Genomic DNA, 26,792 nt, shown 5'->3' on the forward strand with positions numbered 1-26,792 from the left:
CGGGCGCCAGGTGCGGAGCGGACAGGGGCAGCGGGATGGACTTCGACAGCCTTGACTGGCTGCGTCGAAACAGTCCAGCCTGGCGCCTGCTCCGGGCGGACCACGCCGCGCTGGTGCTGTCGTTCCTGGGGCGAGTCTTCGTTGACGAGAACGTCCGCTCGATATCCGCGCCCGAGTTGACGGCGCGGCTGGAGGACGAGCTCTTCGCGCTCAACGAACGCTTCGGGGAGGGCACGTATCCGCGTACCGCAAAGGCGTACCTGGACGAGTGGGCACAGCCCGACGTCGGCTGGCTGCGCAAGTACTATCCGCCCGGCTCGGACCAGGTGCACTTCGACGCCACGCCTGCGGTGGAGCGCGCGCTCGCCTGGGTGCAGTCGCTGCGCGCCCGTTCCTTCGTGGGTACTGAGTCTCGGCTGAACATTGCGTTGGAGCTGCTGCGGCAGATGGCGTTCGGCGCCGAGACCGATCCGGAGGTCCGGCTGGCGGAGTTGCGGCAACGACGTGCGGAGCTGGACGCCGAGATCGCCCGGGTCTCTGCCGGCGAGGTCGACCTGCTCGATCCGGCGGCGCAACGCGACCGGTACCAGCAGTTCGTGGCGACCGCCCGTGGGCTGCTGGGCGACTTCCGGGAGGTCGAGGCGAACTTTCGTACCCTCGATCGGGAGCTGCGGGAGCGGATCGCCACCTGGGACGGGTCGAAGGGCGAGCTGCTGGACGAGGTCGTGGGGAATCGTAACGACATCGCGGAGTCCGACCAGGGTCGCAGTTTCCACGCCTTCTACGACTTTCTCCTTTCACCCCGGCGTCAGCAGGAATTCAGCGATCTGCTCGCCCGCGTGCAGTCGCTGGAGGCGATCGGCGAGCCGGACCCGCGGATGCGGAGCGTCCACTACGACTGGCTGGACGCGGCGGAGCGCACCCAGGCCACCGTCCGGTTGCTCTCCGAACAGCTACGACGGTTCCTCGACGACCAGGTCTGGCTGGAGAACCGACGGGTCATGGACATCCTGCGCAGCGTGGAGATTCATGCCCTTGCCCTGCGGGACCAGCCGACGGGTGACCTGGGGCACGAGATCGACGGCGTGGCTCCGCACATCGTCCTTCCGATGGAACGGCCGCTGTACCAGATCAGGGCGAAGCAGCTGCTTGACAGCGATCCGGATGTCGACACCGACCCGCCGGAGGTTGACGTCTCGGCCCTGTTCGAGCAGGTACACGTCGACCCGGCGCGGCTGCGGGAGGCCGTACGGGCAGCGCTCAGTGGCGGCACGCAGGTCTCGTTGCCCGAGCTGCTGGCCGTACACCCCCTGGAGCAGGGATTGGCGGAACTCGTCACCTACCTGTCGCTCGACAAGGATCCCACGTTCGAGTTGGTCTTCGATGAGCGGCGGCAGGAGCACGTACGCTGGCACGACATCGATGGCCGGCAGCGGGAGGCGATCCTGCCCGCGGTGGCTTTTGTGCGCAGATCGTCCCTCCCCGGAGGTGAGTGAGGTGTCCCGAACCTCCCGGCCCGCCGAGCCCAATCTCTCGGTCGCCGTCACGCACCTAATGAAGGGCGTCGTCTATCGTGACGCCCACCCGGTGCCGTGGCTTCACCTGACGCAGTTGCAGACGCAGGTGCGCGACTACGTCGCAGTACTGGGACTGACCGTGGTGATCGACGAGGCTGAGGGGTACGCCTTCCTGCGCTCCCGACCGGACGATGCCGACGAGGATGGCCCCGCCGTGCCCCGGCTGATCCCACGTCGGTCACTGTCGTTCCACGTCAGCCTGCTGCTGGCGCTACTGCGCAAGAAACTCGCCGAGTTCGACGCGAACAACAGTGACACCCGGCTGGTGCTCACCCGCCAGCAGATGATCGATCTGCTCACCACGTTCATGCCGACCACGGTCGGTGAAGCCCGGCTGATCGACCAGATCGACACCCACCTGAACAAGGTCGTCGAGCTGGGGTTCCTCCGTCGGCTCGACGACGGGGAAGCGAGCTACGAGGTGCGGCGGATCATCAAGGCCTTCGTTGACGGGCAGTGGTTGGCCGACTTCGACGCCCGGCTCGCCGAGTACGCTGCCGAGCTGTCAGGGACCACTGCGGGGGCGCGGTGACCGACCGGAGCCCGGCCGACGCCGTCGCGGCAGTGCCCGGATTCCGGCTGCTGCGGCTGGAGCTTCGCAACTGGGGCACCTTCGACAGCCGGGTCTGGACCTTCCGGTTGGACGGCGCCACCGCGCTGCTCACCGGCGACATCGGGTCCGGTAAGTCGACAGTCGTCGACGCCATCACCACGCTGTTGCTCCCGGCACACAAGATTTCCTACAACCGGGCCGCCGGTGCCGAGACCCGGGAACGGTCGCTGCGCTCGTACGTGCTGGGCTACTACAAGTCGGAGCGGAACGAGGCGACCGGGACGTCCCGGCCGGTCGGGTTGCGTAGCGCCAACAGCTACTCGGTGCTGCTCGGCGTCTTCGGCAACGCGGCGACCGGCGCCACTGTCACGCTGGCGCAGGTCTTCTGGATCCGGGACGGCAACTCCGGACAGCCGGAACGGTTCTTCGTGACCGCCGGCGCGGAACTCGCCGTCGCCACCGACTTCGTCGACTTCGGCAGCGAGATCGCCCAACTGAGAAAGCGGCTGAGGCAGTCCGGCGCCAAGATCTACGACCACTTCCCGGAGTACGGCAAGGACTTCCGGCGGCGCCTCGGCATCGCCTCCGACCAGGCGATGGACCTGTTCCACCAGACGGTGTCGATGAAGGCGGTCGGCGACCTCAACGACTTCGTCCGCAACCACATGCTGGAGCCGTTCGACGCCGCGGACTGGATTCGTCGGCTGGTCGCCCACTTCGACGACCTGACCCGCGCGCACGAGGCGGTGGTGAAGGCACGCGAACAACTCGCCGAGCTGAAACCCCTGCTGGAGGCGTGCGACGCGTACGACGGGCACGCGACCCAGATCGCGTCCCTGGACGCCCAGCGTTCGGCGTTGCCGTACTTCTGTGCCCGGGGCAAGGCGGAGTTGTTCCAGGCCGAGGTCACCGCCCACGGCGCGACGCTGGCGGCCGAGCAGGCCGCGTTGGCGGCCGTGAGGGGGCGGATCGCCGAGCTGACCGAGCGACGGGACCGGCTGACGTTGGAGCGCGCCGGGCACGGTGGTGACCGGGTCGCCGAGTTGGAGCGACAGATCAGCGAGACGGAGGCGGCGCGGGACGAGCGGCGGCGGCGCTTCGAACGGTACGCCGGCCTGCTCGCCGAGGCGGGGCTGGCGCCGGTCGAGGCGTTGCCACAGTTCACCGACCGACGAGGGGAGATCGCCGACGAGCTGGCCCGATGCGACCAGGACCGCGCCGACCGGCAGAACGAACTGACCGAGGCCGCGGTCGCGGTGAAGGAGATCGCAAGCCAGGAACAGGAGGTCAACGCCGACCTGCACAGCCTGCGGGAACGGCGGAGCAACATCTCCCGTCGCAGTCTCGAACTCCGGGCGCGGATCTGTGCCGAGCTGAACCTGCCCGAGGCCGCACTACCGTTCGCCGGTGAGCTGATCCAGGTACGTCCCGAGGAGTCCGACTGGGAGGGCGCGGCCGAACGCGTACTGCGTGGGTTCGGCCTGTCCCTGCTCGTGCCGGACGCGCACTACCCGGCGGTCGCGGACTGGGTGGACCGGCGGCACCTCGATGGCCGGCTGGTCTACTACCGGGTGCCTGCGACGCTGCCCCGCCAGCCCGAGCCCGGCTACGACGAGCGACGGACCCTCTTCGCCAAGCTTGAGCTGCGTCCGGATTCGCCGTTGCGCCCCTGGCTGGAGCGGGAACTTCGTCGGCGTGCCGGTTACGAGTGCGTCGACTCGATCGCCGAGTTCCGCCGGGCCGACCGGGCACTGACCCGGACGGGCCAGGTCAAGGATGCCGGTGGCCGGCACGAGAAGGACGACCGGTCCCGCATCGACGACCGCAGCCGCTATGTGCTCGGTTGGAGCGTCGAGCAGAAGATCGACGCGCTGCTGGCAAAAGGACAGCGGCTGGCCAAACGGCGTTCTCAGGCCACCGCTGACCGCGACGCGCTCGTCGAGCGGCTGAACCGGCTTACCGAACGCCACAGCACGCTTGGCAAACTCGTCGAGTTCACAGACTTCACCGAGTTGGACTGGGGCTCGGCGGTGCAGCGCATCGAACGGCTGCGCTCGGAGAAGCGGGACCTGGAGGCCGCCTCTGGGGAACTCGCCCGGCTCACCGCCGATTTGGACCGGGTCACCAGGGAACTCACCGAACTCGGAGACGAGCGGGACACCAGGCAGAGCCGGATCGGCCAGGTACGGGGCCAGCTCGACCGGGCCGAGCAGGGGCTGCGGGACGCGCGACGGCTGCTTGAGGAGCCAGGGTACGGCGCGGCGCTGGAGTGTTTCGAGACGCTTGGCAAGCGGGCCGGTGACACGGTGCCCGTAGAGCCGGCCGGCTACGACCGGCTCCGCGACGAAATCGAGAACCAACTCCGGTCGGAGCGGGACGAGGCCGCTCGCCGGCAGACCGCGGCCAGCAATCGTGCCGTCGGCCGGATGGTGGACTTCCGGCGCCGGTACCCGTTGGAGGCCGCCGAGTTGGACAACGCCATCGGGTCCGCCGGGGAGTACCGGGCGATGCGGGACCGACTGATCCGCGACGACCTGCCCCGGTTCGAGGCGGAGTTCAAGAACTACCTGAACACGAATACGATCCGGGACATCGCGAGCTTCCACTCGCAACTGAACAAGCAGGCGGAGCTGATCCGGGAGCGGATAACGACGATCAACCAGTCGCTGGTCGGCATAGACTACAACCCGGGCCGGTACATCCGGCTGGACGGCAACCCGACGCCGAACGTGGAGATCCGCGACTTCATCGGCGACCTGCGGGCGTGCACCGACAACTCGCTCGGCGGCGACGATTCGGACCAGTACTCGGAACAGAAGTTCCTCCAGGTCAAGCGGATCATCGAGCGTTTCCAGGGCCGGGAGGGGTTCACCGACGTCGACCGGATCTGGGCGCGGCGGGTGACCGACGTGCGCAACTGGTTCGTCTTCTCCGCCTCGGAGCGGTGGCGGGAGGACGACGCCGAGCACGAGACGTACACCGACTCGGGCGGCAAGTCCGGCGGGCAGAAGGAGAAACTGGCGTACACCATCCTGGCCGCGTCGCTGGCGTACCAGTTCAAGCTCGACTCGGCGGCCAGCGGCGCGAACACGTTTCGGTTCGTGGTGATCGACGAGGCGTTCGGGCGCGGCTCCGAGACATCGACCCGGTTCGCGCTCGCCCTGTTCCAGCGGATCGGTCTGCAACTGCTGATCGTGACCCCACTGCAGAAGATCCACGTCATCGAGCCGTACGTGGCATCGGTCGGGTTCGTGGACAACCCGAACGGCAACTACTCGCGTCTGCAGAGTCTGACCATCCAGGAGTACCACGAGCGGCGGCAGGCACACGAATTGGGCGCATCGTCCGCGTCCGAGGCCTGACATGGGCGCTGCCTCACGGAAACCGCGCTGGACCGGGCCCGACGATCTGGTCGACAGGCTGCGTCGTCGGTGGGAGACGGGGGAGTTCCTCACCGCGCTGGGACGAGGTACGCCGTGGCAGCCGGTCGTCGTACCGCTGCGCGCCCCGACCGCAGCCGAACTGGCCGATAATTTCGGCGCGGCTCAGGAGTGGATCGGCCGATGGCGGAAGGTAGACACGGATCTCGTACGGCTTGAGCAGCGTACCGTCGGCGGCCGACTGATCGGCGCCAACCGTGTGCCCGCCCGGGCAGTGATCGACACTCCCCAGCAACTCTGGGCACTGTTGCAGGTCGATGCGCACGTGGTGACGTACGAACGACTGCTGGAGGCCACCCAGGCGAGCGCACCGGCATTACTGGACTGGATGGTGGCCCATCCGATGCAGGTGCTCGGGCACGCGGATCGGTGGGGCAGGCTGGTCGACACCGTGCTCTGGATCGACCGCAACGGGCGGCCGGAGACCTACCTGCGGCATGTCGACGTGCCGGGCGTCGATACCAAGTTCATCGAGCAACACCGTGGAGTGCTCGCCGGGCTGCTCGACCGTCAGCTCGAGCCGGGTCGGATCGACCACTCCCAACCGCCGGGCCGGTTCGCGCAGCGGTACGGCTTCCGAACCAAACCGGTGTACGTCCGGCTGCGGGCGCTGGGCCGGAAACCGCCGGCGCCGGGGCCATACCGGGAGATGACCGTGCGGGTGGAGGAGTTGGCGGCCAGTCCGGTCGAGGCGTCCCGGGTCATCGTGGTGGAGAACGAGATCACCTATCTGGCGCTGCCGCCGGTGGACGATGCCGTCGCGGTCCTCGGCGGCGGGTACGCGCTGTCCGGGCTGGCACCGCTGAACTGGCTGAACTCCCGTGAGCTGGTCTACTGGGGCGACCTCGACACGCACGGCTTCGCCATCCTGCACCGGCTACGTCAGGTCTTTCCGCACGCCCGGTCGATCCTGATGGACCGGGCCACACTGCTCGCCCATCGTGACCACTGGGGTCGGGAGCCGAGTCCGGTCCGAGCCGAGCTGCCCCATCTGCACCCGGCGGAGACCGACCTCTACGCCGACCTGCTTGCCGACCGGTACGCCCCTGCGCTACGTCTGGAGCAGGAACGTATCCGGTTCGGCACGGTCGAGCGGGCACTCCGTCGAGCGGACGCATCTGATGGGTGACGTCGTGCCACGGGCCCGGCATCGGGGGACAGGTGGCCGCCAAAGCTGAGAGTGAGCCACAGCGGGATCAGGATGCCTCCGCTGCGAGGGCCGGATTGCGGAGTGGGCTGACGTCCACCCCGCTCCGCTGCCGCGATTTCTCACAACCGTTTCACGGACGGCTCGGAAAGGCCCGGTTGAGGCCGACATGGTTCGAACTCCCAGGGAGTCATTGACCTGTACGTTCGGCACGAACCGACACGGTCTGGCAGACACGAACAGGCTGGCTGGTTCACTGGCAGTGTGGGGGTCAGGGGTTCGAGTCCCCTCGGCTCCACCCTTGCGGCTTTGCGGGTGATCGGCATCAGTCTTCTTCGGGCGTTTCAGCAGTGTTCGCCGAGGCGAAGCGGATCCCACGATCACAACAAATCGGCACTAGTCGATAGTCGCGTCGGGCGCAGAATCGTGTAGTACGGCGGCGCCGCCCGGGTCCCTGGTGTTGATCTAGGATGACGCGGGTGCGGCGCGAACCGCGCGGGAACACGGGTGGCGAGGCTGACCCGGGCGACCCCGGCCACTCCGTGGCGATCTGCACCGCGGAGTTACCCGCCCCGACCACCACCCGATGCCCGCCGAACGCGGTCGCTTCGCGATAGTCACGGTCGATAGCCCGTACCGCCGCAGAAAGCCGTGGGTGTCCGGCCGCGATCAGGTGCTCGATCCGTTGAGATGGATGTTCACACGTGACCATGCTCCAGCGCGCCCCGCAGCCAGCGCTGGAGGCCGTCCGACGTTGGACGGCCGCGCCACGCGAGGTGGGCGTCAGGGCGGATCAGCCAGATCTCACGGTGCTGTCCGACGTGCCAGTCGGCCGGTGTGAGGGGCACGACGCGCTCGCCGAGCTGTGCGCTGACCTTCGCGTGCCACGCCTTCGCGTGGTCACCGGTGGCCAGAAGCGCCCAGCGCCCGCCAAGTTCGGCGTGCAGCCGGGTGACCGTACCGTCGCCGCGTCGGCAGGCACGGTCAGCCACCCGATCGCCAGGTCGTGGACGTGCCCCGAACCGGGCACCGCGCCCGGCCAGCGGGCCGCGGCGATAGCTCACCGCGAGCTGTGAGGCGACGAGGGTGCCCCGGCGCTGCACCGCCGGCCGGCCAGAGAAGGGCATCAGGACCCATCTGGTGAGCAGACGCACCAGCCGGCCATCGCCGACCTGTAGCCGGGCGACGGCGCTGGTGTTGCGCAGCACCTCGGCGGCGAGGGGGCGACGCTCTGCCTCGTAGGTGTCCAGCAACGCCTGGACGGCGTGGCGATGGATCACCAACGCGAGCTTCCACCCGAGGTTCTCCGCATCGCCGATCCCGGTGACCATGCCCTGCCCGCCAGCCGGACTGTGGATATGGGAAGCGTCCCCAGCCAACAGGATTCGGCCGCTGCGGTAGCTCGTGGCGAGGCGTCGATGGACGCGGTAGACCGAGGTCCAGATCGGATCCTGCAACTGCCCACCAGCGAGCCCTGCACGCTCGGGCAGTAGCTGGCGGAACCACTCCATAATTTCTGACTGCCGGGGCTTGGCGTCTGTGGAGCCCGGCAGGTACGCCATCAGCCGCCACACGTTGTCAACGCCGTCGACCGCAGGCATCGGCATCGCGAACAGGGGCCCGTCCTGGTGGGCCCAGTCATGCCCGCCGGCGCGACTCAGGTCGAAGTCAGCGTGCGCGTCGCACAGTAACCACTGATCGGTGAGCGGTGTACCGGGAAACCCGATGCCGGCGAGCTTGCGAACCGTGCTGTGCGCGCCGTCGCAGCCGGCCAGCCACCCGGCGCGGATCTGCTCTCCGCCGCCGAGCACGGCGGTCACCCCACCGTCGTCCTGGGCGACGTCGACCAGCGCGGTACCCCATTCCACCGTGCCGCCCAGCTCGGCGAGGCGGCTTCGTAGTTCGGCCTCGATATCGGCCTGCGGCAACACCAGCGCGGGGCGGGCGGTGCCAAGACCAGGGTCGCCGAAACGGATCGTCATAGCGGGCCGACCACTGATGTAGGTGGTGAGGACGAGCCCTGGGGCGGACCGGGCGGGCAGGTCGCCCAGCGCGCCGAGTCGGTCGAGTACCTCGGCACCGCGGGCGTGCAGAAGGTTGGCGCGCGAGGTGGTGGCCGGCCCTGGTGCCTGGTCCACGACCCGGACCCCCACTCCTTGTAGTCGCAGTCCGCAGGCCAGTGCGAGGCCCGCCGGGCCTGCCCCGACCACCAGGACGTCAGTTGACGCGGCCATCCGGACCACCACCTATGTGACCTCGTGACGACGGAATGGTTCCGTTCCGTCCGCGCCACGGTAGACCCGACTACGATGGAACGCAACTGTTCCGTCTCAGATAGGGATGCGTGCATGCCCGACGCCGCCATCCACCCTCCGCGCCGCCCATCCGGCGCGGCCGTGCTCCGCGAGAAGGTCACCGAAGCGATCCTGCAGGCGGCCCTGGCTGAACTCGCCGACACCGGCTACGCCCGGATGTCCATGGACGCCCTTGCTCGTCGCGCCGGCGTTGGCAAGGCCGCCCTCTATCGCCGCTGGGCGTCCAAGGAACCTCTGGTGCTCGACGCTCTCACCGGCCTCGCCAACCAGGCCGTTCCGCTCCCGGACACCGGGACGCTTCGCGAGGACGTCGCCGGCTTCGTACGCCACACCTCCGCCCTACGAGCCGACATGCGAGTCATGCGCGTCCTAACCGACCTGACCGCCGAGGCCACCCGCAACCCCTCTCTGGCGGAGACGATGCACACCATCGCCGAGCAGCCCCGCCGAGCTGCGGCCGCCCAGCTGCTGCACCGCGCCGTCCAGCGGGGCGAGCTTCCCGCCGAACTCGACGTCGAATTGGCCACCGACTGCCTGGTAGGGCTGGCCTACCTGCGCCCCCGAACCCCATGGCAACCCGCGGAACCCCTCGACCCCGACACCACGACACGACTGGTGGAGGTCATCCTGGCCGCGTTGCCAGCCTGCCGCCCCTGAGCCCGTGTCGTGCTCGGGTATCGCAGGCACCAGCGTCATCGACGTCCGGGCACCGAACTCCTGGACGGCAATCGACAACTGTGCGAGTTCGTCCATGAGCTGGAACCCGATATTCGGATCTGACAACTTCGGGGCAACACTGCGGCGAAGCTGGATGCCGGCTGCCTGTCCCTGCTCGCGCCGGGCGCGCACTACCCGGCGATCCGGACCGGGCGACACTGCTGGCCCGTCGCGGCCACTGGGGTCGGGAGCCGAGTCCAGTCCGGGCCGAACTGCCCCACCTGCACCCGGCGGAGGCAGACCTCTACGCCGATCTACTCGCCGACCGGTACGCGCCCGGGTTGCGTCTTGAGGCGTGTGACGTCGCGCCTTCGACGAGTACGTGACCTGTTGGCCGGTCTGTCTCGAAGCAGGGTGGCTGTCGGCGAGGGATCTCGGCGGGTCTCGGGGAATTTCGGTCGACCTGTCAGACTTTGGTTGCAGTCGCGGCCTTGCCCAAATCATCTTAGTCATTAAGATAACCGCATGGGCAAATCGACAGACTTCTCCGTGGCCATCGCCGGGGCCGGTCTCTCCGGCCTCTGCCTCGCCCAGTACCTGATGCGTGCCGGCATCGACGTGCACGTCTACGAGCGGGACCCGGGGCCGTTCGTCCGGCGGCAGGGCTACCGGATCATCCTCGACCGGTACGGGCTGAAGGCGCTGCGCCAGAGCCTGCCCCGCCCGCTGTACCGCCTCGCGATGACCACCGGTGACCGGCCCGGCGGGCACCTGCGCTTCACCGACAGCCGGCTGCGGGACGCATTCACCATCAACTTCAAGGACGAGCCGCACGCGACCCGCCAGGTCGACCGGCTGACCCTGCGGTCGATCCTGCAGTCCGGGCTGGAGCGGCGCATCCACTACGGCAAGTTGGCTGTCGCGGTGGACAGTGGCGGCCCGGCCGGGCTGCGGCTGCGGTTCTCCGACGGCGGGGCCGCCGCGGCAACAGTCGTCGTCGGCGCGGACGGCGTCGGCTCAGCGTTGCGCGCGCAGCTCATGCCGGATGCGGAACCGGCGAACACCCCGATGGCGGGCATCTACGGCCGCTCACCCCTGCGGCGCAACGGCGAAAGCATCATCCCGGAAGCGCTGCGTACCAGTGGGGTTCTGTCCATCGCCGACCGGCCCGGCCGCGCCTTCTTCTTCACCTCCATGCGCTTCGGTGAAAGCCCGCAGGAGGCGTTCGCGCGCCTGGCCCCGGGCAGCTATGCGCCCACCGGCGACGACTACGTCATGTGGGGACTGCTGCTCCGGCAGGAGGAGGTGCCCACCGGCGTCCGTGGCAACCTGCTGGCGCTGCGGGAACTGGCCGTCCGGATGAGTGGCGACTTCCACCCACTCATCCGGCGGCTGGTCGACACGGCCGAGCTGGACGCCACCGTACTCAACCTCTTCGCCGCCGGCCGGCGCCCGCGCCGGTGGGCGGTGCCCCGGGCGACGATGATGGGCGACGCCGTGCACGTCATGCCGCCGTTCGGCGCGCACGGTGGCAACACCGCGCTCCGCGACGCGGCCCTGCTGGGCCGCAGGCTGGTCGAGGCCCTGTCGAACGGTACGTCGGTGGAGGAGGCGATCGCCGGCTACCAGGACGAGATGGTGCCCTACGCCTTCCGTGCCGTCGACACCGCCGCCGGGCTGATGCGCCGCCTCACCGGGGAAGCGGCCGCACCGCACTGGGTGCTGACCCGCGTGTTACCTCGGTTGCACCGGGTCACCGTACCGGAGGCATGATTGCGGGCATGTCCCACGAGTCGGCCCGGGTGTCCGCGATCGCCGACCTCATGCGCGCCGGGCGGGAGATGTCGCGGCTGTCCATGGTCTTCCGGTACGCCATCGCGGAGCGGCTGGGCCTCACCGTCAGCGACCTGGAGTGCCTGGACTATCTGGCGGACGTCGGATCCGCCACGGCGGGGCAGGTCGCCGAGCGGACCAACCTCACCACCGGAGCGGTGACCAGCATGCTCCGCCGGCTCCAGCAGGCCGGCTACGTCACGGCCGAACGCGATCCGGCGGACCGGCGGCGGGTGATCGTCACCCTGCGGCCGGAGCGGACCGCCGAGTTGGAGCGACCGTACGAGCGGTTCGCCGAGCACGCGGAACAGCTCATCGAGGGCTACAGCGTCGAGGAGGTCATGCTGCTGGTCCGGCACTTCGAGCGCATGCAGGCGATGTACCTCACCGAATTGGACCGCCTCCGCAGTGGCGACACCGCGCAACGGTCTGTCTGGTCTGCCTGAGGTGCCGTCACGTGCCGACCACGCTTCCGGTCGTGCCTCGAACATTTCGTAACAGCAGGCGTCATGGTGGTAGCCGCCGGAGCGAAGGTGATCGAAGATCACCCATGCGGAGCCGCGATTCTGCGCGTCACGTAACGTGATGGCGAACGGTGCACCGCAGCCACCCGGAACCGCCGATGAGCATACGATGGATGCGACGGAGAGGGCTTGCCGTGATTCCTACCCTGATCCTGTTCGGCCTTGTGCTCGGCCGCTGGTGGCGGTCGTCGCTCACCGCCGCTGCTCTGGGATGGCCAGCCTTGCTCGTGGTTACCGACGTGATGAGTTTCAATCCCGAGCTGCTCGGCGCAAGTGGGCTCGCCATAGCCAACACCGGCGTCGGCGTGCTGATTCATCATGGGATCCTGCGGATGATTCGTAAGCTGCGGCTTCCCGGATCGGCAAGTTCTGGTGCTTGACACCCACCGTGGATGTCCAGCTCAGGGGTGGGGCGTGAGTGGCGCCCGGTCCCGCCGTAGAGGTGTACGCGGTGGTCGGCGTCGCGGTCCGGCTGGCCGCGTACGAAGTGGTCGTGGGGCACCCGGCCGTAGCTGACGTGCACCAGCCAGTCCTCGTAGTACCAGCTCGGGGCGCAGGCACAGCCGGTGAACCGGAAGTTGGCCCGGAAGCGGCCGACCTGCCCTGGAGTCAGCGCGAACAGGCGAGTCGACGCATACGGGCGCGGATAGGCCGCCGCACCGGGTAGCCGGTCGACGGTCACCGTCGCCTCGTCACACTCCAGCCAGAGACCGACGTCGCGGGCCAACTCAACACCGCCGACCAGTACCTGGGCATTGCGTTCGTAGTTGACCGCCTCGTCAGCCAGGACGTCATGGACGACCACGTCGGTTTCCGGCAGCGGCCGAGGCAGGGCCACCGCCTGGTCGAGGCCGCGACGGACATTGGCGGCCGGCGCGCCGCGTGCCGCAGCCGTCCACCGCACCCGAACCCGCTGGATGACGATCACACCCAAGATTCGCCCAGCCCGCGTTCCACACGCCAGCCCGTTTTCGCGCGTACTGCGACACGACTCATGGACGCGGCGGGACGTCCTCGGCCCGGAGGCCGGCTGGGAACACGTCTTCGCGGTGATGCGCGCGCTCGGGCAACGCTTCGGCGACGACGGCGTACGTCTGGTCGTCTGGTTCGACCAGCTGTGTCGGGGCACGAGGTTGACGATGATCGCCCCGGAATCCGGTTGCCTCATCACCGGCGGGTGTGAGTAGTGTTTGCGTCATGTCGAGCCCTGAGGCATCCAAGGTGGGGGCTTTCGGTCACGCCGTCAGCCCCCTGAACCGCTGATTTCATAGTTCGCCTCCCAGCAGCCTTCGCTGCCCGGAACATCTGCGCGTACGCCTTGGGGCGCTGGCCGCGGTGACGAGACGTCTCCTTCTCCTTCTCGCTCACCCCGGAGCTCTTGATGCCTCTCCCGCTCTACCTGCTTGCCGTGGCGATCTTCGCCATGGGCACCTCGGAGTTCATGCTCGCCGGCCTGGTGCCGGACATCGCCACAAGCCTCGACGTGTCGGTCGGCGCCGCCGGGCTCCTGACCTCGGCGTTCGCTGTGGGGATGATCGTCGGCGCACCGCTGATGGCGGCGCTTGCGCGCCGGTGGCCGGCCCGGGCCAGCCTGTTGAACTTCGTGCTGGTCTTCGCCGTGGCCCACGTCGTGGGCGCACTCACGACGAGTTTCACGGTTCTGCTTGTCACCCGTGTGCTGGCCGCCCTGGCCAACGCGGGCTTCCTGGCCGTGGCACTGAGCACGGCCGCCACGCTCGTCGCACCTGATCAGAGAGGGCGCGCACTGGCGGTGCTGCTCTCGGGTACGACGGTGGCCACCATCGCCGGAGTTCCCGGCGGCGCGCTGCTCGGGTCGTTGCTCAGCTGGCGTTCAACCTTCTGGGCGATCGCACTGCTCTGCCTTCCCGCTGCCTTCGGCGTCCTGAAGGGCATCCCGGCCCGTGCCGGAAAGACACCTCAGGGCACTCAGGCCGGCTCGTCTCTCGGGGGCGAGATCGCCCAGCTCGCGATGCCCAGGCTGCTCCTGGTCATGCTGCTCGGTGCCCTGGTCAACGCTGCCACCTTCGCCACGTTCACCTTCCTGGCGCCGATCGTGACTGACACCGCCGGCCTGGGCGAGCTGTGGGTCTCGGTTGTGCTGGTGCTGTTTGGTGTCGGGTCCTTCGTCGGCGTCACCCTTGCGGGGCGGCTCTCCGATCGGCGTCCCGGCATCGTGATCGCAGTCGGTGGCCCGTTGCTGTTGCTCGGCTGGGTCGCGTTGGCGGCCCTGGCTGCCCAGCCAGGGGCGCTCCTGCTCCTCGTGTTCGTGCAGGGCACGCTTTCCTTCGCGTTGGGCAGCACCCTGATCGCCCGGGTGCTCCATGAGGCAGCAGGCGCCCCGACCATGGGCGGGTCGTATGCGACCGCTGCGCTCAACATCGGTGCTGCCGGCGGGCCCGTCGTCGCCGCGGCGACCCTCAGAGCCGATGCTGGCGACCTCGGCCCGGTGTGGGTCAGCGGCCTCCTGGTCGCGGTCGCACTGCTCATCGCCCTGCCGCTGCTGCGATTCATCGCACCCCGGGTCGGTCAGGCGATCCGATGACCCACACGAACGCGCCGCCAAGCGAATCACCGATGAACTACTTGCCATCGGGGTCCGTGTCCATTGCCGTACGGGCACCGGACGTCTGGCGCGACTCGGCCCTGGACAGCACAGGGCCATCGATCAGAACGGGGCGATCGGGTAACCGATGGCGGCGAGATCGTCCCTGAGGTCGGCGGCGGTGAGCTGAGGATTCAGGGCCTGAACCACAAGGTCGGTGAGCGGCCGGTGGGCGACGACATGCTCGACCGCCCCCCGGTCCACCTCGATCTCGTAGTAGTCGTCGGCGAACTCGACGAACCGGTCGACGATGTCGTCGAGCAGGATCTCGAGCATTCCGGACCCGTCCGGCCCGGTGTCGCCGTACGGACGGGCTGGTGGGAAGGTGATGCCCTCGCCGGCGTACCAGCGGTCGTCACCGACCAACCGCCACAGCACCGCTGTAGCGATCAACCGCCCAGCCTCGTCACAGAACGCGGGTTCGGCCACCTGCGGGCGCAACACCTGGGGGATGCCGTCAAGCAGCCCCGGCCACAACTCGCGGTCCGGATCGCGGTACGGCGACATTGCCGACTCGTGATCGAAGATCCGGATGAACGCGCCGTCAGCGGTGAAGACGGCGGCCCATTCGTCGCCACTGCCGTTGCTCATCAGCGCCGCCTCGTCCGTGCCCCAGGTGGAGGTGTAGACGTGGTAGGGATCGCCAGCATCGATGATGCGTTCGAGTACGGCCAATGCCTTGCAACGCTGCCGCAGCAGGTCGATCGGCGGTAGCCCGGCGGCGACGTCGTACGCGGTCACCGGGCGACTTTAATCGGCCGGACTGCGACTCGAGCACCCACCTGACCCGCCACGGCCGGCGCCTCTGCGCTCGCCCACGCTCGTGGCCGAGGCCGGAACCGAAGCCGTGGCCGGAACCGAGGCCGTATCCGAGTCCGGAACCGAAGCCATCCTGGGCCCATCTCGGCCGCGAACCTCTGCGACCGCGTCGGCAAGGGCCTCCACTCCCTCCGTGATGGCGCGTTCGGTGAGGGTCGCGTAGCCGAAGATCAGCCCGCCGGGTCCGGTGCTGCTCAGCCGGTATCGGGCGACGCCCTTCACGGCCAGTCCGTGCCGGGCGGCGGCAGCCACCACCGCCCCCTCGTCGAGGTCGGGCGGGAGCCAGGTCACGACGTGCTGGCCGGCCGCGACACCGACCGGTTCCAGTTCGGGCAGCCGGGTGCGCAGCGCGGCCAGCAGCGCGTCGCGGCGGCGGCGGTAGACCGGGCGCATGCGCCGCAGGTGCCGGTCGAACTCGCCTCGGCTGAGGAAGTCGGCGAAGGTCAGTTGGTCGATGACGGGAGAGCCGCGATCGGCAAGTACCTTGGCAGCGGTGATCTCGTCGACCAGGTGTGCCGGCGCCACCAGCCAGCCGAGGCGCAGCCCTGGCGCCAGGGTCTTGCTCGCGGTGCCGCAGTACACGACGGTGTCGGGCGCCAGCCCTTGCATCGCGCCGACGGGCGTGCGGTCGTAGCGGTACTCCGCGTCGTAGTCGTCCTCGATCACCACGGCGCCGCGCCGCTGTGCCCAGCCGATCACCCGGGCCCGCGCGGTGGCCGACAGCACCCCGCCGGTGGGCCACTGGTGTGAGGGGGTCAGCACGACGGCGTCCGCGTCGGTGCGTTCCAGTTCCTCGACGAGGATGCCGTCCGGCCCGACCGGGACGCCGACCACGTCCAGGCCGGCGGCGGCCGCGACCGGGCGGGCGTCGTCGTCCGCGGACGGGTCCTCGACGGCCAGCCGGCGGGCGCCACGCGCCGCGAGCACCTGGAGCAGCAGCCCGACGCCCTGGCCGTAGCCACTGCAGATCACGACGTTCTCCGGGCGGGCCGACGTGCCACGCACCCGGTTGAGGTAGTCGACCAGCGCGGCGTGCAGTTCGGGTACGCCACGTCCGTCGAGGTAGGCGAAGCGTTCGTTCGGCGTGGTGGTGAGGACCGTCCGTACCGAACGCAGCCAGGCGGCCCGGGGGAACGATGACACGTCGGTGCGGCCGTACCCGAAGTCGATCCTGGCCGCCGGCCGATCCTCGCCGCGCCGACCCGTCGGCGTCGGGACCGGCTCGACCGCAACCTGGGTGTAGCCGCCCACCCGACTGGTGAGGTAGCCCTCGGCGACGAGTTGCTGGTAGGCCTCTACCACGACCCCGCGGGACACTCCCAGATCCGCCGCGACGGTGCGGGTGGGTGGCAGGGACGTCCCGAGCCGCAGCCGCCCAGCCCGGATGCCGCCTCGGATCGAGGCGGCGATCTGCCGGTGCAGCGGTTCGGCCGCGGACCGGTCGACGTCGATGAACAGGTCTTCCGCCGTACTCGAATTGGTCCTGATTCGGCCCATGCGATCGGACCTTACCGGCTGTACCGATTTCCGTCAGGCTCTGCGGTATGACGACAGCGACCAGCCCTCGGTTCGAGGGTCGCCTCCTCACCCCGGGCGACCCGGGTTACGACGCGGCCCGCACCGTCTGGAACGCCATGATCGACCGCCGCCCCCGGATGATCGTGCAGGCCGCCAGCGTCACCGACGTGGTGACCGCGGTGCGCCTGGCCCGCGAACTCGACCTGGAGATCGGGGTACGTTGCGGCGGGCACAACGTGGCCGGCCTCGCCGTACCCGATAACGGCCTGATGATCGACCTGACCCCGTTGAACGGCGTTCGGGTCGACCCGATCCGGCGGCGTGCCCGGGTCCAGGGCGGCGCCCTGCTCGGCGCACTCGACCAGGCGTCGCAGCGGTACGGCCTCGCCACGACCGCCGGCAACGTCTCGCACACCGGGGTCGGTGGCCTGACCCTCGGCGGCGGCATGGGCTGGCTCGCCCGCCAACACGGGCTCGCCTGCGACAACGTCGTCTCCTACACGATGGTCACCGCCGACGGGGAGGTGGTGACCGCCAGCCGCACCGAGAACCCCGACCTCTACTGGGGTCTGCGCGGCGGGGGCGGCAACTTCGGCATCGTCACCGACTTCGAATTCCAACTGCACCACACCGGAACGCGGACCCTGGTCGCCGAGTTCGACTTCCGCGCCGAGGACGCCGTGCCGGTACTCGAAGGATGGCGGGACCTCAACGCCGTCGCGCCTCGGCAGGCGACCTTCACCGCCGATGTGCACAGCGCGGCCGGTGGCCCGGTCGCCACCGTCGGCTTCGTCTGGGTCGGCGACCCTGCCGAAGGTCAGTGGCTGCTGCCGGCGATGCGTGCGCTCGGGCGCCCGGTCGCCGAGCGGGTCACCACTCCGTCGTACCTCGAACTCCAGCGACGCGGCGACAGCACCGGCGGCCACGCCTACCGCCGGTACTCCAGAGCGCACTACCTGCGGCAGTTTCCCACCGCCGCGATCGAGGCCTTCCTGCTGCGGGGCGCGGCTGAGCTACACGCCGGCAGTCAACTGCCCGACGTCGGCCTACAGGCGTACGGCGGCGCGATCGCCGACGTCGCGGATACCGACACCGCGTTCAGCCACCGTGACACCACGTTCGAGTTCGGTGCCGGTTCCCGCTGGACCGAGCCATCCGAAGACGACGTCCGGATGGCGGCGGCGCGCGCTGCCGGAGCCGCGCTCGACCCGTACGCCGACGGCGTCTACGTCAACTCGCTCGCCGCAGACGAGGGAGAACGCGGGTTACGCCGTGCCTATTCGGCCGGCAAGCTCGCCAGGCTGACCGCCCTGAAGACCGCCTGGGATCCGCGGAACGTCTTCCACCTCAACCACAACATCCGGCCCGGCCGAGCCTGAGCCGCTACCGGAATTGCCGACAGACGCACCGGAATCGCCCGACAGATGGAAAGGATGCCCATGACCTCCACCGGCCCCACCGTTTCGCAGCGCACCCATGTCCGGCAACGCGGCCGGCTGTTCCTGCCGGGTCTGGCCGCGGCGGCCGCCGCCGCCGTCGCCGTGACGGCCGTCGCGGCCACCGCCATGGCCGTCGGTGTCGACTTCGAACTGCCCGACGGCGGGGAGTCGATTCCGTTGCTCGGCTTCACACAGCTCACGTTCACCTTCAGCGTTGTGGGCGTCCTGATCGCCCTGGCGATCCGCCGTTGGGCAACTCGACCGGTACGCGTCTGGCTCCGTACCGCACTGACGCTGACCGCGTTGTCGCTCGTACCGCCGTTCCTGGTCGGCGCCAATCTCGCCACCGAGGGCGCGCTCGTGCTCGCACACCTGGTCGCCGCCGCGATCGTGATCCCGGTGGTCGCCCGTCGGCTGGCCGCCTGACGATCGTCCACCCTCGGCTGGCTGTCCACTGAGGCCGTCGCCTGTGGTCAGCCGCCATGGCGGGCGTCGAACGGATTGCCAGCGCCACGGCAGCCAGGACGAGCGTCCGGTGTGCGAACAACCGGTTCTGTCGTGGCCGACGTGGTCGGTGACGTTCTCGTGTCAGGACCGGCTCGAAGGACCTACTTGGTCTGCTGCAGCAGCATGCTGAGGTAAAGGGCCCGGGTGCCCTCGTCCGTTGTTGGCGAAGGCACCCGGGCTTTGGCGCGCTACTGCTTCGGAAGTTGTCGCTGGCGTGTGGTTAGGGCAGTGGGGCGTGGTTTCCGGTGAGGGTGGTCCAGGGGGACCAGCCGGTGGTGGTGAGTGCTCGGGTGTGGAGTTTGGTGTCTGTGCCTCTGGCGGAGACGAAGACGGTGGAGTTGTGGTTGGTGATGATGGGGTTGGAGTCGAGTGGGGTGGTGGGTTGTCCGAGTTGGCGCCAGCGGGTGGGGTCGGTGGTGGCGTCGTTCCAGCCGTTGTCGCTGAGGTAGCGGTGGACGATGTTGCCGGTGGTGTCGCGGGTGAAGACGTGGATGGTGTTGTCGGTGGTGGTGATGGTGGCGGGGTTGCCTTGGGTGGTGCCGTAGATGGTGCGGTTGGTGGTCCAGCTGGTCGCGCCTCGGGTGTAGTGGTGGTAGCGGACGTCGTTGGTGGTGCCTCGGGCGAAGACGAAGAGGGTGTTTTTCTGTACGCCTGCGACGGGGTCGCCTGCGATGGTGCCGGGTAGGACGAACCAGCCGGTCCAGGCGGGGTTGTTGGTGGGGGTGAGGATGCGGGTCCAGATTTGGTTGTCGGAGCCTCGGGCGAATACGTACATGCGGCCGTCGAAGACGGCGGTGGTGGGGTCGGAGACGATTTCGGTGCCGGTGGGGGAGCCGAGGGTGCGCCAGACGCCGTCGGTGTTCCAGCCGTTGGCGTTGAGGTAGCGGTAGCGGATTGTGGTGCCGACGCGGGCGAGGACGAAGAGGGTGTTGTCGGTGACGGCGAGGGCGGGGGTGCCGGTGATGGCGTCGGGGATGGTGCGCCAGGTGTCGCTCCAGCCGTTGGAGCTGAGGTTGCGGTATATGAGGGTGTTGTCGGTGCTGCGGGCGAAGATGTTGATGACGTTGTTGTAGCCGATGACTTGTGGTTTGGAGGCGAGGGTTCCGCCGACGTTGCGGACTGGTAGCCAGCCGCTGCTGGGGTCGTAGATGTGGTGGAGCATGTTGTTGTCGGTGCCCCGCATCATGGTGTGCAACGCGCCGTTGTACACCATCCCGCTACGACCAACCAGACCACCCGGTCCACCGCGCCATTGGTCGACGGTTTCGCCGCGGAGGACGCTGAGCAGCGCCTCCTTGTTTTCGAAACTTTCCACCTTGTCACGGTCCTCGCTCAGGTGGATGTGCCACAGATGCGAGGAGTCTGACGTGGCGGCGCGACCGTAACGGAAGTCCCATCCCTCGACCGAGGTGTCGTTGTCAGCTTGGCCGAAGAACTCCCGCCAACCATCCAGGCGTGGGTCGTTCGCATCACGAGCGGACGCCAGCAGACGGTTGGAGTACCGGGCGATGTTGCTGTAGTTCGAGGCCGCCGATGTCACGTCGTCCGGCAACCTCTGGTCGGCATTCGGATCGACAGGCAGGGAGAGCAGTGCGAGGCTCTGGGCCTCGGGAAAGGTCCAGTCGTAGGCGGCGGCCTTGTCCGAGGGGCCACCCTTGTCCTCGGCGTCCCGGACGGAGTAGTTGGTGGAGGCGTTGGCCGCACGGGTGTTGTGGTACCCCGACTTGTTGGCGTAGATGCCGCCGTTCTGCGATCCCGGTTGGAGCTTGAGGAGTTCCTCCATCAGCCACCAGGAAGCCGCGGTGATCCTCGCCGGGTTCGGATTGGCAGCCGCACTGGCCGGGGCGGGGGGCACGACAATTCCGGTGACAACCACCGCCGAAGCGACTGCCACGACTCTACGTAAAGTTCCGAGCGATTCTTCCGAGCGGAAATCGCGTATCAATCGGCGCATCATCTTCCTTCTCTTCGGCAGCGCGTGTGGTTAGGGGAGTGGGGCGTGGTTTCCGGTGAGGGTGGTCCAGGGGGACCAGCCGGTGGTGGTGAGTGCTCGGGTGTGGAGTTTGGTGTCTGTGCCTCTGGCGGAGACGAAGACGGTGGAGTTGTGGTTGGTGATGATGGGGTTGGAGTCGAGTGGGGTGGTGGGTTGTCCGAGTTGGCGCCAGCGGGTGGGGTCGGTGGTGGCGTCGTTCCAGCCGTTGTCGCTGAGGTAGCGGTGGACGATGTTGCCGGTGGTGTCGCGGGTGAAGACGTGGATGGTGTTGTCGGTGGTGGTGATGGTGGCGGGGTTGCCTTGGGTGGTGCCGTAGATGGTGCGGTTGGTGGTCCAGCTGGTCGCGCCTCGGGTGTAGTGGTGGTAGCGGACGTCGTTGGTGGTGCCTCGGGCGAAGACGAAGAGGGTGTTTTTCTGTACGCCTGCGACGGGGTCGCCTGCGATGGTGCCGGGTAGGACGAACCAGCCGGTCCAGGCGGGGTTGTTGGTGGGGGTGAGGATGCGGGTCCAGATTTGGTTGTCGGAGCCTCGGGCGAATACGTACATGCGGCCGTCGAAGACGGCGGTGGTGGGGTCGGAGACGATTTCGGTGCCGGTGGGGGAGCCGAGGGTGCGCCAGACGCCGTCGGTGTTCCAGCCGTTGGCGTTGAGGTAGCGGTAGCGGATTGTGGTGCCGACGCGGGCGAGGACGAAGAGGGTGTTGTCGGTGACGGCGAGGGCGGGGGTGCCGGTGATGGCGTCGGGGATGGTGCGCCAGGTGTCGCTCCAGCCGTTGGAGCTGAGGTTGCGGTATATGAGGGTGTTGTCGGTGCTGCGGGCGAAGATGTTGATGACGTTGTTGTAGCCGATGACTTGTGGTTTGGAGGCGAGGGTTCCGCCGACGTTGCGGACTGGTAGCCAGCCGCTGCTGGGGTCGTAGATGTGGTGGAGCATGTTGTTGTCGGTGCCCCGCATCATGGTGTGCAACGCGCCGTTGTACACCATCCCGCTACGACCAACCAGACCACCCGGACCAGCCTGCCCTCCGGTTAGCGCCCTTGCCTCCGCGATCAGTGCGCGAGCCTTCGCCTCGGCCTGGTCGTATCGCTCGGGGAACGCGGAGACCTGCACCCTTTGCGCGAGCTGGCCGGCCGAGCACGCCCCACACCCGGGTTCCAGGCTCTGTGCTTTGGCGTAGAACCGGTTGGAGGCGTAAGTCACATCCATGCACTGTGCGGCAACATCGCACCAACCCATTGACGGTCGTTGCTGAAAGACGCCAACTGAGTCGCGATCACCACAGGAGAGGTTGTTCATGTGAGACTCGACCCAGCCGGCCTCGAAGGCAGCAAGAAGCACTTTGTCGGAGACGTTCCGCTCCATGCCGACCCGATAGACAATCTTGATGACCTCGGGGTTATGTGTGGACGGTACGCCGCACTCCTCCCCCTGGGCGTTCGCCTGATGGGGGACCGGAACGGACGGGCCCTGTGCGTGGGCCGGCGTGGCGAGCATCGCGACAAGCGCTCCGATCAACGCGCCGATCGTGGCGATCGTACGGCGCGTCGCTCCGCGCGACCCGGGGTGGTGCGCTCGCCGGAGCACGCTCCCTACCTTCATCTGTTGAGTCCCTCCTGGACTGACTTGCAGCTACAAACTGAGGTGTGCGCCGGTTTGGAGATGGTCATCGGCAGACGTGCATGCCGGGTCGAGTGACCGGCCGAAGACCATGGCTGCGCCGAATGGGCCGGCAGAAGGTCGGATAACTGTCGCCGGGTCGGATGGGGACGGCATGCGTCTCCTGGCGTCCCCATCGGTGTGGGCGCCCGACGCCGACGTCAGCCGTACCCTCGGGCCGCTTCGCCTGAGGAGGCGTTTCAGCAGTAGGTGAAACGCCTTGGGGCGGGTGGGCACCGATCCGGATCCAGGCGGCCCGAATGAACCAACGATCCCGGTGGCCTTGGTGACCCAGGCTTCTCCATGAACGATCTTCTCCCCCGTGGGCCTCCAGATGCATCGGCCGGGCCCAGCGGCCGCTCGCCGTTCAAAGATTGGGGTTCGACCGGCCGGATCGGGCCGGTTCCGGACGGGATCGGACACCGAATAACGGATATTTGCGCCAAGAGCGGCATTCCAGGTGTCCATCTGGTGCGAGTTTGCGGCGAACGCCTACCGCATCCGGCGCAGCCGACTACCTACTCGGGATAATCAAAGCGCGGTCGCGCTGACAGTCTGATGTGGAGGAATCGGCGTGAACTCAAGCTGGTAGATCTTGGCGTTCAGCTCCTCGGCTCTCGATTGGCCGATCTCGCGGAGGATTTCAAGAGCGTCGCTCCACGCCTGGTGGGCCGCTTTCACGTCACCCCGAGCCTTGTACGTATCCCCCAGGCCCTCCAGCGAGTGTGCCTTGTAGTACTTGTCGTCGAGCTGGTCGAAGAGACGAAGGGCGCGGCGGTAGCTGGCGATGGCTTGGTCGTATCGCGCAAGGTGCCGCTGGATGTAGCCGAGGCTGTCCAGGGTGGCGGCCTGCCCGAGACGATCATTCAGCTCGTGGGATTGGGCCAGGGCCTGCGAACAGTGGTCGAGGGCCTCTCGGTAGTTGCCCTGCTGGGCGTGCTGCCAGCCCAAGCCGTTGAGGGCAAACGCCAGCCCCCGTCGATGGCCTGCGGCGCGAAACAGGGTTACGGCGCGCTGGGAATGCTCGAGGGCGTCGTCGCTGTGGCCCTGCGCGTTCGATACCTGGCCGAGGAGATGGTGTGTGTAGGCCTGGCCACTGGTGGCACTGACGGATTGGTACAGGTGGAGGGCCTCGTCGAGGTGCTTGCGTGCGTCATCGTGGCGCCCCAGGCGGAATTGGACGCTGGCTAGGTGGCGGTGGGCCAGGGCCTGTATCACGGGTTCGTCGGAGTGACGGGCGGCGGCTACCCCAGTCCGGTGAACGGCTTCGAGATCATGCCAGTCCCCCCGGCGATGGAGGAAATAGCTGAGAGTCTGGGCCAACTGCCACGCGTGGCTGTGCATACCAGTCATTGCCGCCTGGTGGACGATCGCCACCAAGACCCGGCGCTCCACAGTGAGCCATGTCATGGCCTGCCGACTGTCGTGCGGAAGTTCAGGATCGGCCCCAGGATCTGGCGGGGCGAGGACGCCCGGAATCGGGTCCCGGTCCGGATCGATCAGGCCTGCGGCGGCATGCGCGGTGTGCAGGTAATGGTCGACCAGTCGGCGAATCGCCGCAACACGTTCACGTTCGGTCTCCTCGGCGAGCGCGAGCTCCGTCGCGTACGCGCGCAGCAGATCGTGGAACGTGTACCGGCCGGGGGCGTGTTCGGTGAGCAGGTTCGTTCGGGTCAACTCCGCCAGCAGCGGGCCGACCTGCGCCCGGGGGACGGCGCTGAGACAGCCCGCTGCCGAAGTGCTGATGTCCGCGACGGGGTGCAGACCGAGGTGTCGGAACAGCCGCGCCGCCGCCGGACTGAGCCCTCGGTAGGACCAGGAGAGGACGGCACGGACGTCAGTGGCGGTGTCGTCGCCGACCAGGGCGTCCAGCCTGTTGTCGGCCGGGGCGAGTTGGGCGGCCAGGGTTGCCAACGGGATCTGTGGCCGAGTCGCGGCGTGCGCGGCCGCGATCGCCAAGGCCAGCGGCAGGCACGCGCAGGCGGCGAGGACGCGTTCGACGGACTCGGGTTCTGCGGTGGCCCGCCCTAGGCCAAGCCGTTGCACCAGGAAGCGGCGAGCCTCTGACTCGGTGAACAGTCCCAAGGTCAGCGGATACGCCCCGCCGGTGGCGACAAGGCCGGTGAGAACATTCCGGCTGGTGACCACCGCCCTGCAATCGGCCCCGGCCGGCAGCAGAGGACGGACGTGTTCACTGTCACGCGCGTTGTCCAGCACCACAAGTATTCGGCGGGCGGAAACCAGGCTGCGGTACAGGGCGACCTGCGTTGCCAGACTGGACGGGCGTCGCTGCGCGTCCACCCCCAGCGCGTCCAGCAGGTATCCCATTGCCTCGGGCGGTTCCATCACCCGCCCGTCCGGGTCGAAACCCCGCAGGTTCAGGTACAACTGACCATCTGGAAACTGCTCGGCCGCGAGGTGAGCCCAGTGGATGGCCAGGACCGACTTGCCCACCCCAGCCGTGCCGGCGATGGTGACGACGAGGGCTGCGGGGAATCGTGCCTCGCGTCGGGTGCCCGGTTCCGCCCGCAGGCCGGGCGCCAGTACTCGATCGAGGTCGGCCAGGATCTCCTCTCGACCGGTGAACCCGGCTAGATCCGTAGGTAGCTGGGCTGGGCGGACCCCGGTACCCGACTCGGGCTCGGCATGGATGCCGCCGGCTTTCTCCGGCACACGGGCAGTCCGCTGGGTGGTCCTGCTGTGTATGGCTTGGTATGCGGTGTGCCAACGATCGAGATCCAGTAGCCAGGCTGGAATGGTGATCTGACGAGCCGCAGCGTAACGGGCGCAAAGCCGGACGTAGGTTTCGATCGTCTGCCATCGTGGATGGCCCGGACCGTTGAGCAGGTTACTGATGGTCGAACTCGGCAGGGTCATGCCGGCGTGATCAGCCTGTCGTTGCAGCGTGCGGTAGCTCGGCTGACGTAGCTCGAGGTACAACTTTCGCAACCTGCTCCGGAGCGCTTCCACCCCGTCATCACTGTCCATCACATGCCATAGATGAACACACCTGGCGGATCATTTGCCACCGCGATCTACCGGTCGCGACCGAAACGTCGTCGGCGTCGACCGACGGTGATCAGGCCCCGGTGGCTACGACCGGTTGGCGTCGCGGCGGATCAGCAGGATCAGCGTGGCCAGGGCAATCCCTCCCCAGAGCGGTACCCAGTGGGGCCGGTGCTGGGCGAAGGTGCCGATGGCGCCACCTGCGGCGTAGCTGGCGATCGCGAGAAGTCCCAGCAGGGTGCCGGTTCTGGCGCGAGTCCGACCGGCGCCCCTGTCGAGGAGCCAGCGGACGGCGCGCTCGCCGGTACTCGCCGTCGTCATCGACTGGTAGGTGATGGCGGTCGCGATCCCGGCGGTGCGGCTGAAGAGTGTGGTCAGACTTCCCATCGCGAATGCCCCGGTTCCGGTCATCGCGACGGCAGACGACGTGGCGTCCCGGCCGTACCCGAGGAGCACGTTGAGGACCGTCCACAGTGCCAAGGCGAGTTCGGTGGCCACGATGCTGGTCAACGGCGCCGGCCATCGACGTGTCAGCCCGCGCAACCAACTGACGACCCCGGCACCGGCCGCGAACGCGATGAGCGAGACAGCCGCGGCCGGCCACGCCGGGTGTCCCCCGGCAGGTCCGATTCCAAGGAACACGGCATTGCCGGACTGGTTGGCGACGAAGACGCCGTAGCGGAGGAAGGCGAACGCGTCCAGGGCGCCGGCGGTGGCGATGCTGACTACCAGAGCCAGGAACGGGCGGCGGAACTCCCGGTACGAATCCGCCGGGTCGGTCCGGTCGGCTGACTGTGACGGACGGCTCAGCGGACCGCACCCGGCCGCCAGGACGGGCTGTCGGGAACCTCCGCGACGGCCGTCATCGGCGTGATTGCGGATGCGGCGCGGATCGAACCGAACCGCGACCACCCCTCAGCGGCTGGTGGCATGTCTCCTCCGTGGTGTTCGGGCCGGCGATGGACGTTCGTGCCGGAGCGGCGAACATGGCCGGCTGTCGAGGCCAATTACGGAGAAAACCTCCGCGGTGCCCCAAATGCTAGTTATGCTCCACATTGCCGGTCAACAGGGACGGCACGTCGATTGTTGGCGGGATAAGCGGACCAGTCCGGGTAACGGCGCCTGCTTCTGCGGCGCTGCGGCAGGGCCTGTCCGCACTGCTCGCGACCCGAATCAGCGACAGCC

19 protein-coding genes and 1 pseudogene are annotated in these 26,792 nt (G+C 68.4%); 11 read left to right on the forward strand and 9 right to left on the reverse strand.

The features are described 5' to 3' along the window. Positions 1-35: 35 nt before the first annotated feature. The 4 genes from CLT71_RS29060 to CLT71_RS29075 are packed head-to-tail and all read left to right on the forward strand — an operon-like array spanning position 36 to position 6,699. The gene (locus CLT71_RS29060) at positions 36-1,496 is read left to right on the forward strand and encodes a DUF3375 domain-containing protein (RefSeq protein ID WP_101369903.1); all 1,461 of its coding nucleotides are present in this window, start codon (positions 36-38) and stop codon (positions 1,494-1,496) included. Position 1,497: 1 nt separating this feature from the next. Beyond that, positions 1,498-2,109, forward strand: coding sequence for a DUF4194 domain-containing protein (locus CLT71_RS29065; RefSeq protein WP_199187755.1), 612 nt, complete (start codon positions 1,498-1,500; stop codon positions 2,107-2,109). After that, the gene (locus tag CLT71_RS29070; protein ID WP_101369904.1) at positions 2,106-5,492 is read left to right on the forward strand and encodes an SbcC/MukB-like Walker B domain-containing protein; all 3,387 of its coding nucleotides are present in this window, start codon (positions 2,106-2,108) and stop codon (positions 5,490-5,492) included. Before CLT71_RS29065 ends, CLT71_RS29070 begins: the two co-directional genes overlap by 4 nt. A gap of 1 nt (position 5,493) precedes the next feature. After that, on the forward strand, positions 5,494-6,699 hold the full coding sequence (locus tag CLT71_RS29075) for a Wadjet anti-phage system protein JetD domain-containing protein (protein ID WP_101369905.1): 1,206 nt from the start codon (positions 5,494-5,496) through the stop codon (positions 6,697-6,699). 716 nt (positions 6,700-7,415) lie between these two features. Here CLT71_RS29075 and CLT71_RS29080 read toward each other — a convergent pair. After that, positions 7,416-8,951, reverse strand: a complete 1,536-nt coding sequence (locus tag CLT71_RS29080; RefSeq protein WP_101371890.1) for an FAD-dependent monooxygenase — start codon at positions 8,949-8,951, stop codon at positions 7,416-7,418. Positions 8,952-9,065: 114 nt separating this feature from the next. Between CLT71_RS29080 and CLT71_RS29085 the strand changes: the two genes are divergently transcribed. From CLT71_RS29085 to CLT71_RS29100, 4 genes are all read left to right on the forward strand, one after another. Further along, on the forward strand, positions 9,066-9,689 hold the full coding sequence (locus CLT71_RS29085; protein ID WP_199187756.1) for a TetR/AcrR family transcriptional regulator: 624 nt from the start codon (positions 9,066-9,068) through the stop codon (positions 9,687-9,689). A gap of 525 nt (positions 9,690-10,214) precedes the next feature. Beyond that, positions 10,215-11,462 carry an FAD-dependent oxidoreductase gene (locus CLT71_RS29090; RefSeq protein WP_101369907.1) on the forward strand — a complete coding sequence of 416 codons (1,248 nt, stop codon included), beginning with the start codon at positions 10,215-10,217 and terminating at the stop codon, positions 11,460-11,462. A gap of 8 nt (positions 11,463-11,470) precedes the next feature. Beyond that, positions 11,471-11,968 carry a MarR family winged helix-turn-helix transcriptional regulator gene (locus CLT71_RS29095; protein ID WP_486483512.1) on the forward strand — a complete coding sequence of 166 codons (498 nt, stop codon included), beginning with the start codon at positions 11,471-11,473 and terminating at the stop codon, positions 11,966-11,968. Between the two features lie 212 nt (positions 11,969-12,180). Beyond that, entirely contained in the window at positions 12,181-12,426 is a 246-nt protein-coding gene (locus CLT71_RS29100; protein ID WP_101369909.1) for a hypothetical protein, read from the forward strand. Here the strand turns inward: CLT71_RS29100 and CLT71_RS29105 are convergent. Then, complete coding sequence (locus CLT71_RS29105; protein ID WP_199187757.1) at positions 12,363-12,974, reverse strand: hypothetical protein; 612 nt, start codon at positions 12,972-12,974, stop codon at positions 12,363-12,365. The two genes, CLT71_RS29100 and CLT71_RS29105, sit on opposite strands and share 64 nt — an antisense overlap. Positions 12,975-13,427: 453 nt before the next feature. Here CLT71_RS29105 and CLT71_RS29110 point away from each other — a divergent pair, with 453 nt between their 5' ends. Then, a complete protein-coding gene (locus CLT71_RS29110; protein WP_101369910.1) occupies positions 13,428-14,609 on the forward strand; it encodes a Cmx/CmrA family chloramphenicol efflux MFS transporter in 1,182 nt (393 codons plus the stop codon). 123 nt (positions 14,610-14,732) lie between these two features. Here the strand turns inward: CLT71_RS29110 and CLT71_RS29115 are convergent, their stop codons facing one another. After that, positions 14,733-15,410, reverse strand: a complete 678-nt coding sequence (locus tag CLT71_RS29115) for a hypothetical protein (RefSeq protein WP_101369911.1) — start codon at positions 15,408-15,410, stop codon at positions 14,733-14,735. 9 nt (positions 15,411-15,419) lie between these two features. Further along, positions 15,420-16,985 carry an aminotransferase-like domain-containing protein gene (gene pdxR, locus CLT71_RS29120; RefSeq protein ID WP_486483513.1) on the reverse strand — a complete coding sequence of 522 codons (1,566 nt, stop codon included), beginning with the start codon at positions 16,983-16,985 and terminating at the stop codon, positions 15,420-15,422. A gap of 47 nt (positions 16,986-17,032) precedes the next feature. Between pdxR and CLT71_RS29125 the strand changes: the two genes are divergently transcribed. Next, positions 17,033-18,385 carry an FAD-binding oxidoreductase gene (locus CLT71_RS29125; protein ID WP_101369912.1) on the forward strand — a complete coding sequence of 451 codons (1,353 nt, stop codon included), beginning with the start codon at positions 17,033-17,035 and terminating at the stop codon, positions 18,383-18,385. A gap of 60 nt (positions 18,386-18,445) precedes the next feature. Beyond that, positions 18,446-18,871 carry a DUF6069 family protein gene (locus CLT71_RS29130; RefSeq protein ID WP_101369913.1) on the forward strand — a complete coding sequence of 142 codons (426 nt, stop codon included), beginning with the start codon at positions 18,446-18,448 and terminating at the stop codon, positions 18,869-18,871. A gap of 301 nt (positions 18,872-19,172) precedes the next feature. On the opposite strand, the gene CLT71_RS38280 is transcribed toward CLT71_RS29130, so the two are convergent. The 5 genes and pseudogenes from CLT71_RS38280 to CLT71_RS29150 form a co-directional block, all read right to left on the reverse strand. Continuing rightward, positions 19,173-20,165, reverse strand: coding sequence for a DUF8189 domain-containing protein (locus CLT71_RS38280; protein ID WP_101369914.1), 993 nt, complete (start codon positions 20,163-20,165; stop codon positions 19,173-19,175). 33 nt (positions 20,166-20,198) lie between these two features. Next, positions 20,199-20,906, reverse strand: a pseudogene (locus CLT71_RS29135) (hypothetical protein); the annotation flags it as partial. 30 nt (positions 20,907-20,936) lie between these two features. Then, positions 20,937-22,460: a DUF8189 domain-containing protein gene (locus CLT71_RS29140; RefSeq protein ID WP_143743654.1), complete on the reverse strand. Its 1,524-nt coding sequence runs from the start codon at positions 22,458-22,460 to the stop codon at positions 20,937-20,939. 672 nt (positions 22,461-23,132) lie between these two features. Further along, positions 23,133-25,541 carry a tetratricopeptide repeat protein gene (locus CLT71_RS29145; RefSeq protein ID WP_158242329.1) on the reverse strand — a complete coding sequence of 803 codons (2,409 nt, stop codon included), beginning with the start codon at positions 25,539-25,541 and terminating at the stop codon, positions 23,133-23,135. 153 nt (positions 25,542-25,694) lie between these two features. Beyond that, a complete protein-coding gene (locus CLT71_RS29150; RefSeq protein ID WP_486483514.1) occupies positions 25,695-26,519 on the reverse strand; it encodes a YoaK family protein in 825 nt (274 codons plus the stop codon). Positions 26,520-26,792 lie beyond the last annotated feature (273 nt).

Source organism: Plantactinospora sp. CNZ320 (assembly GCF_002846275.1).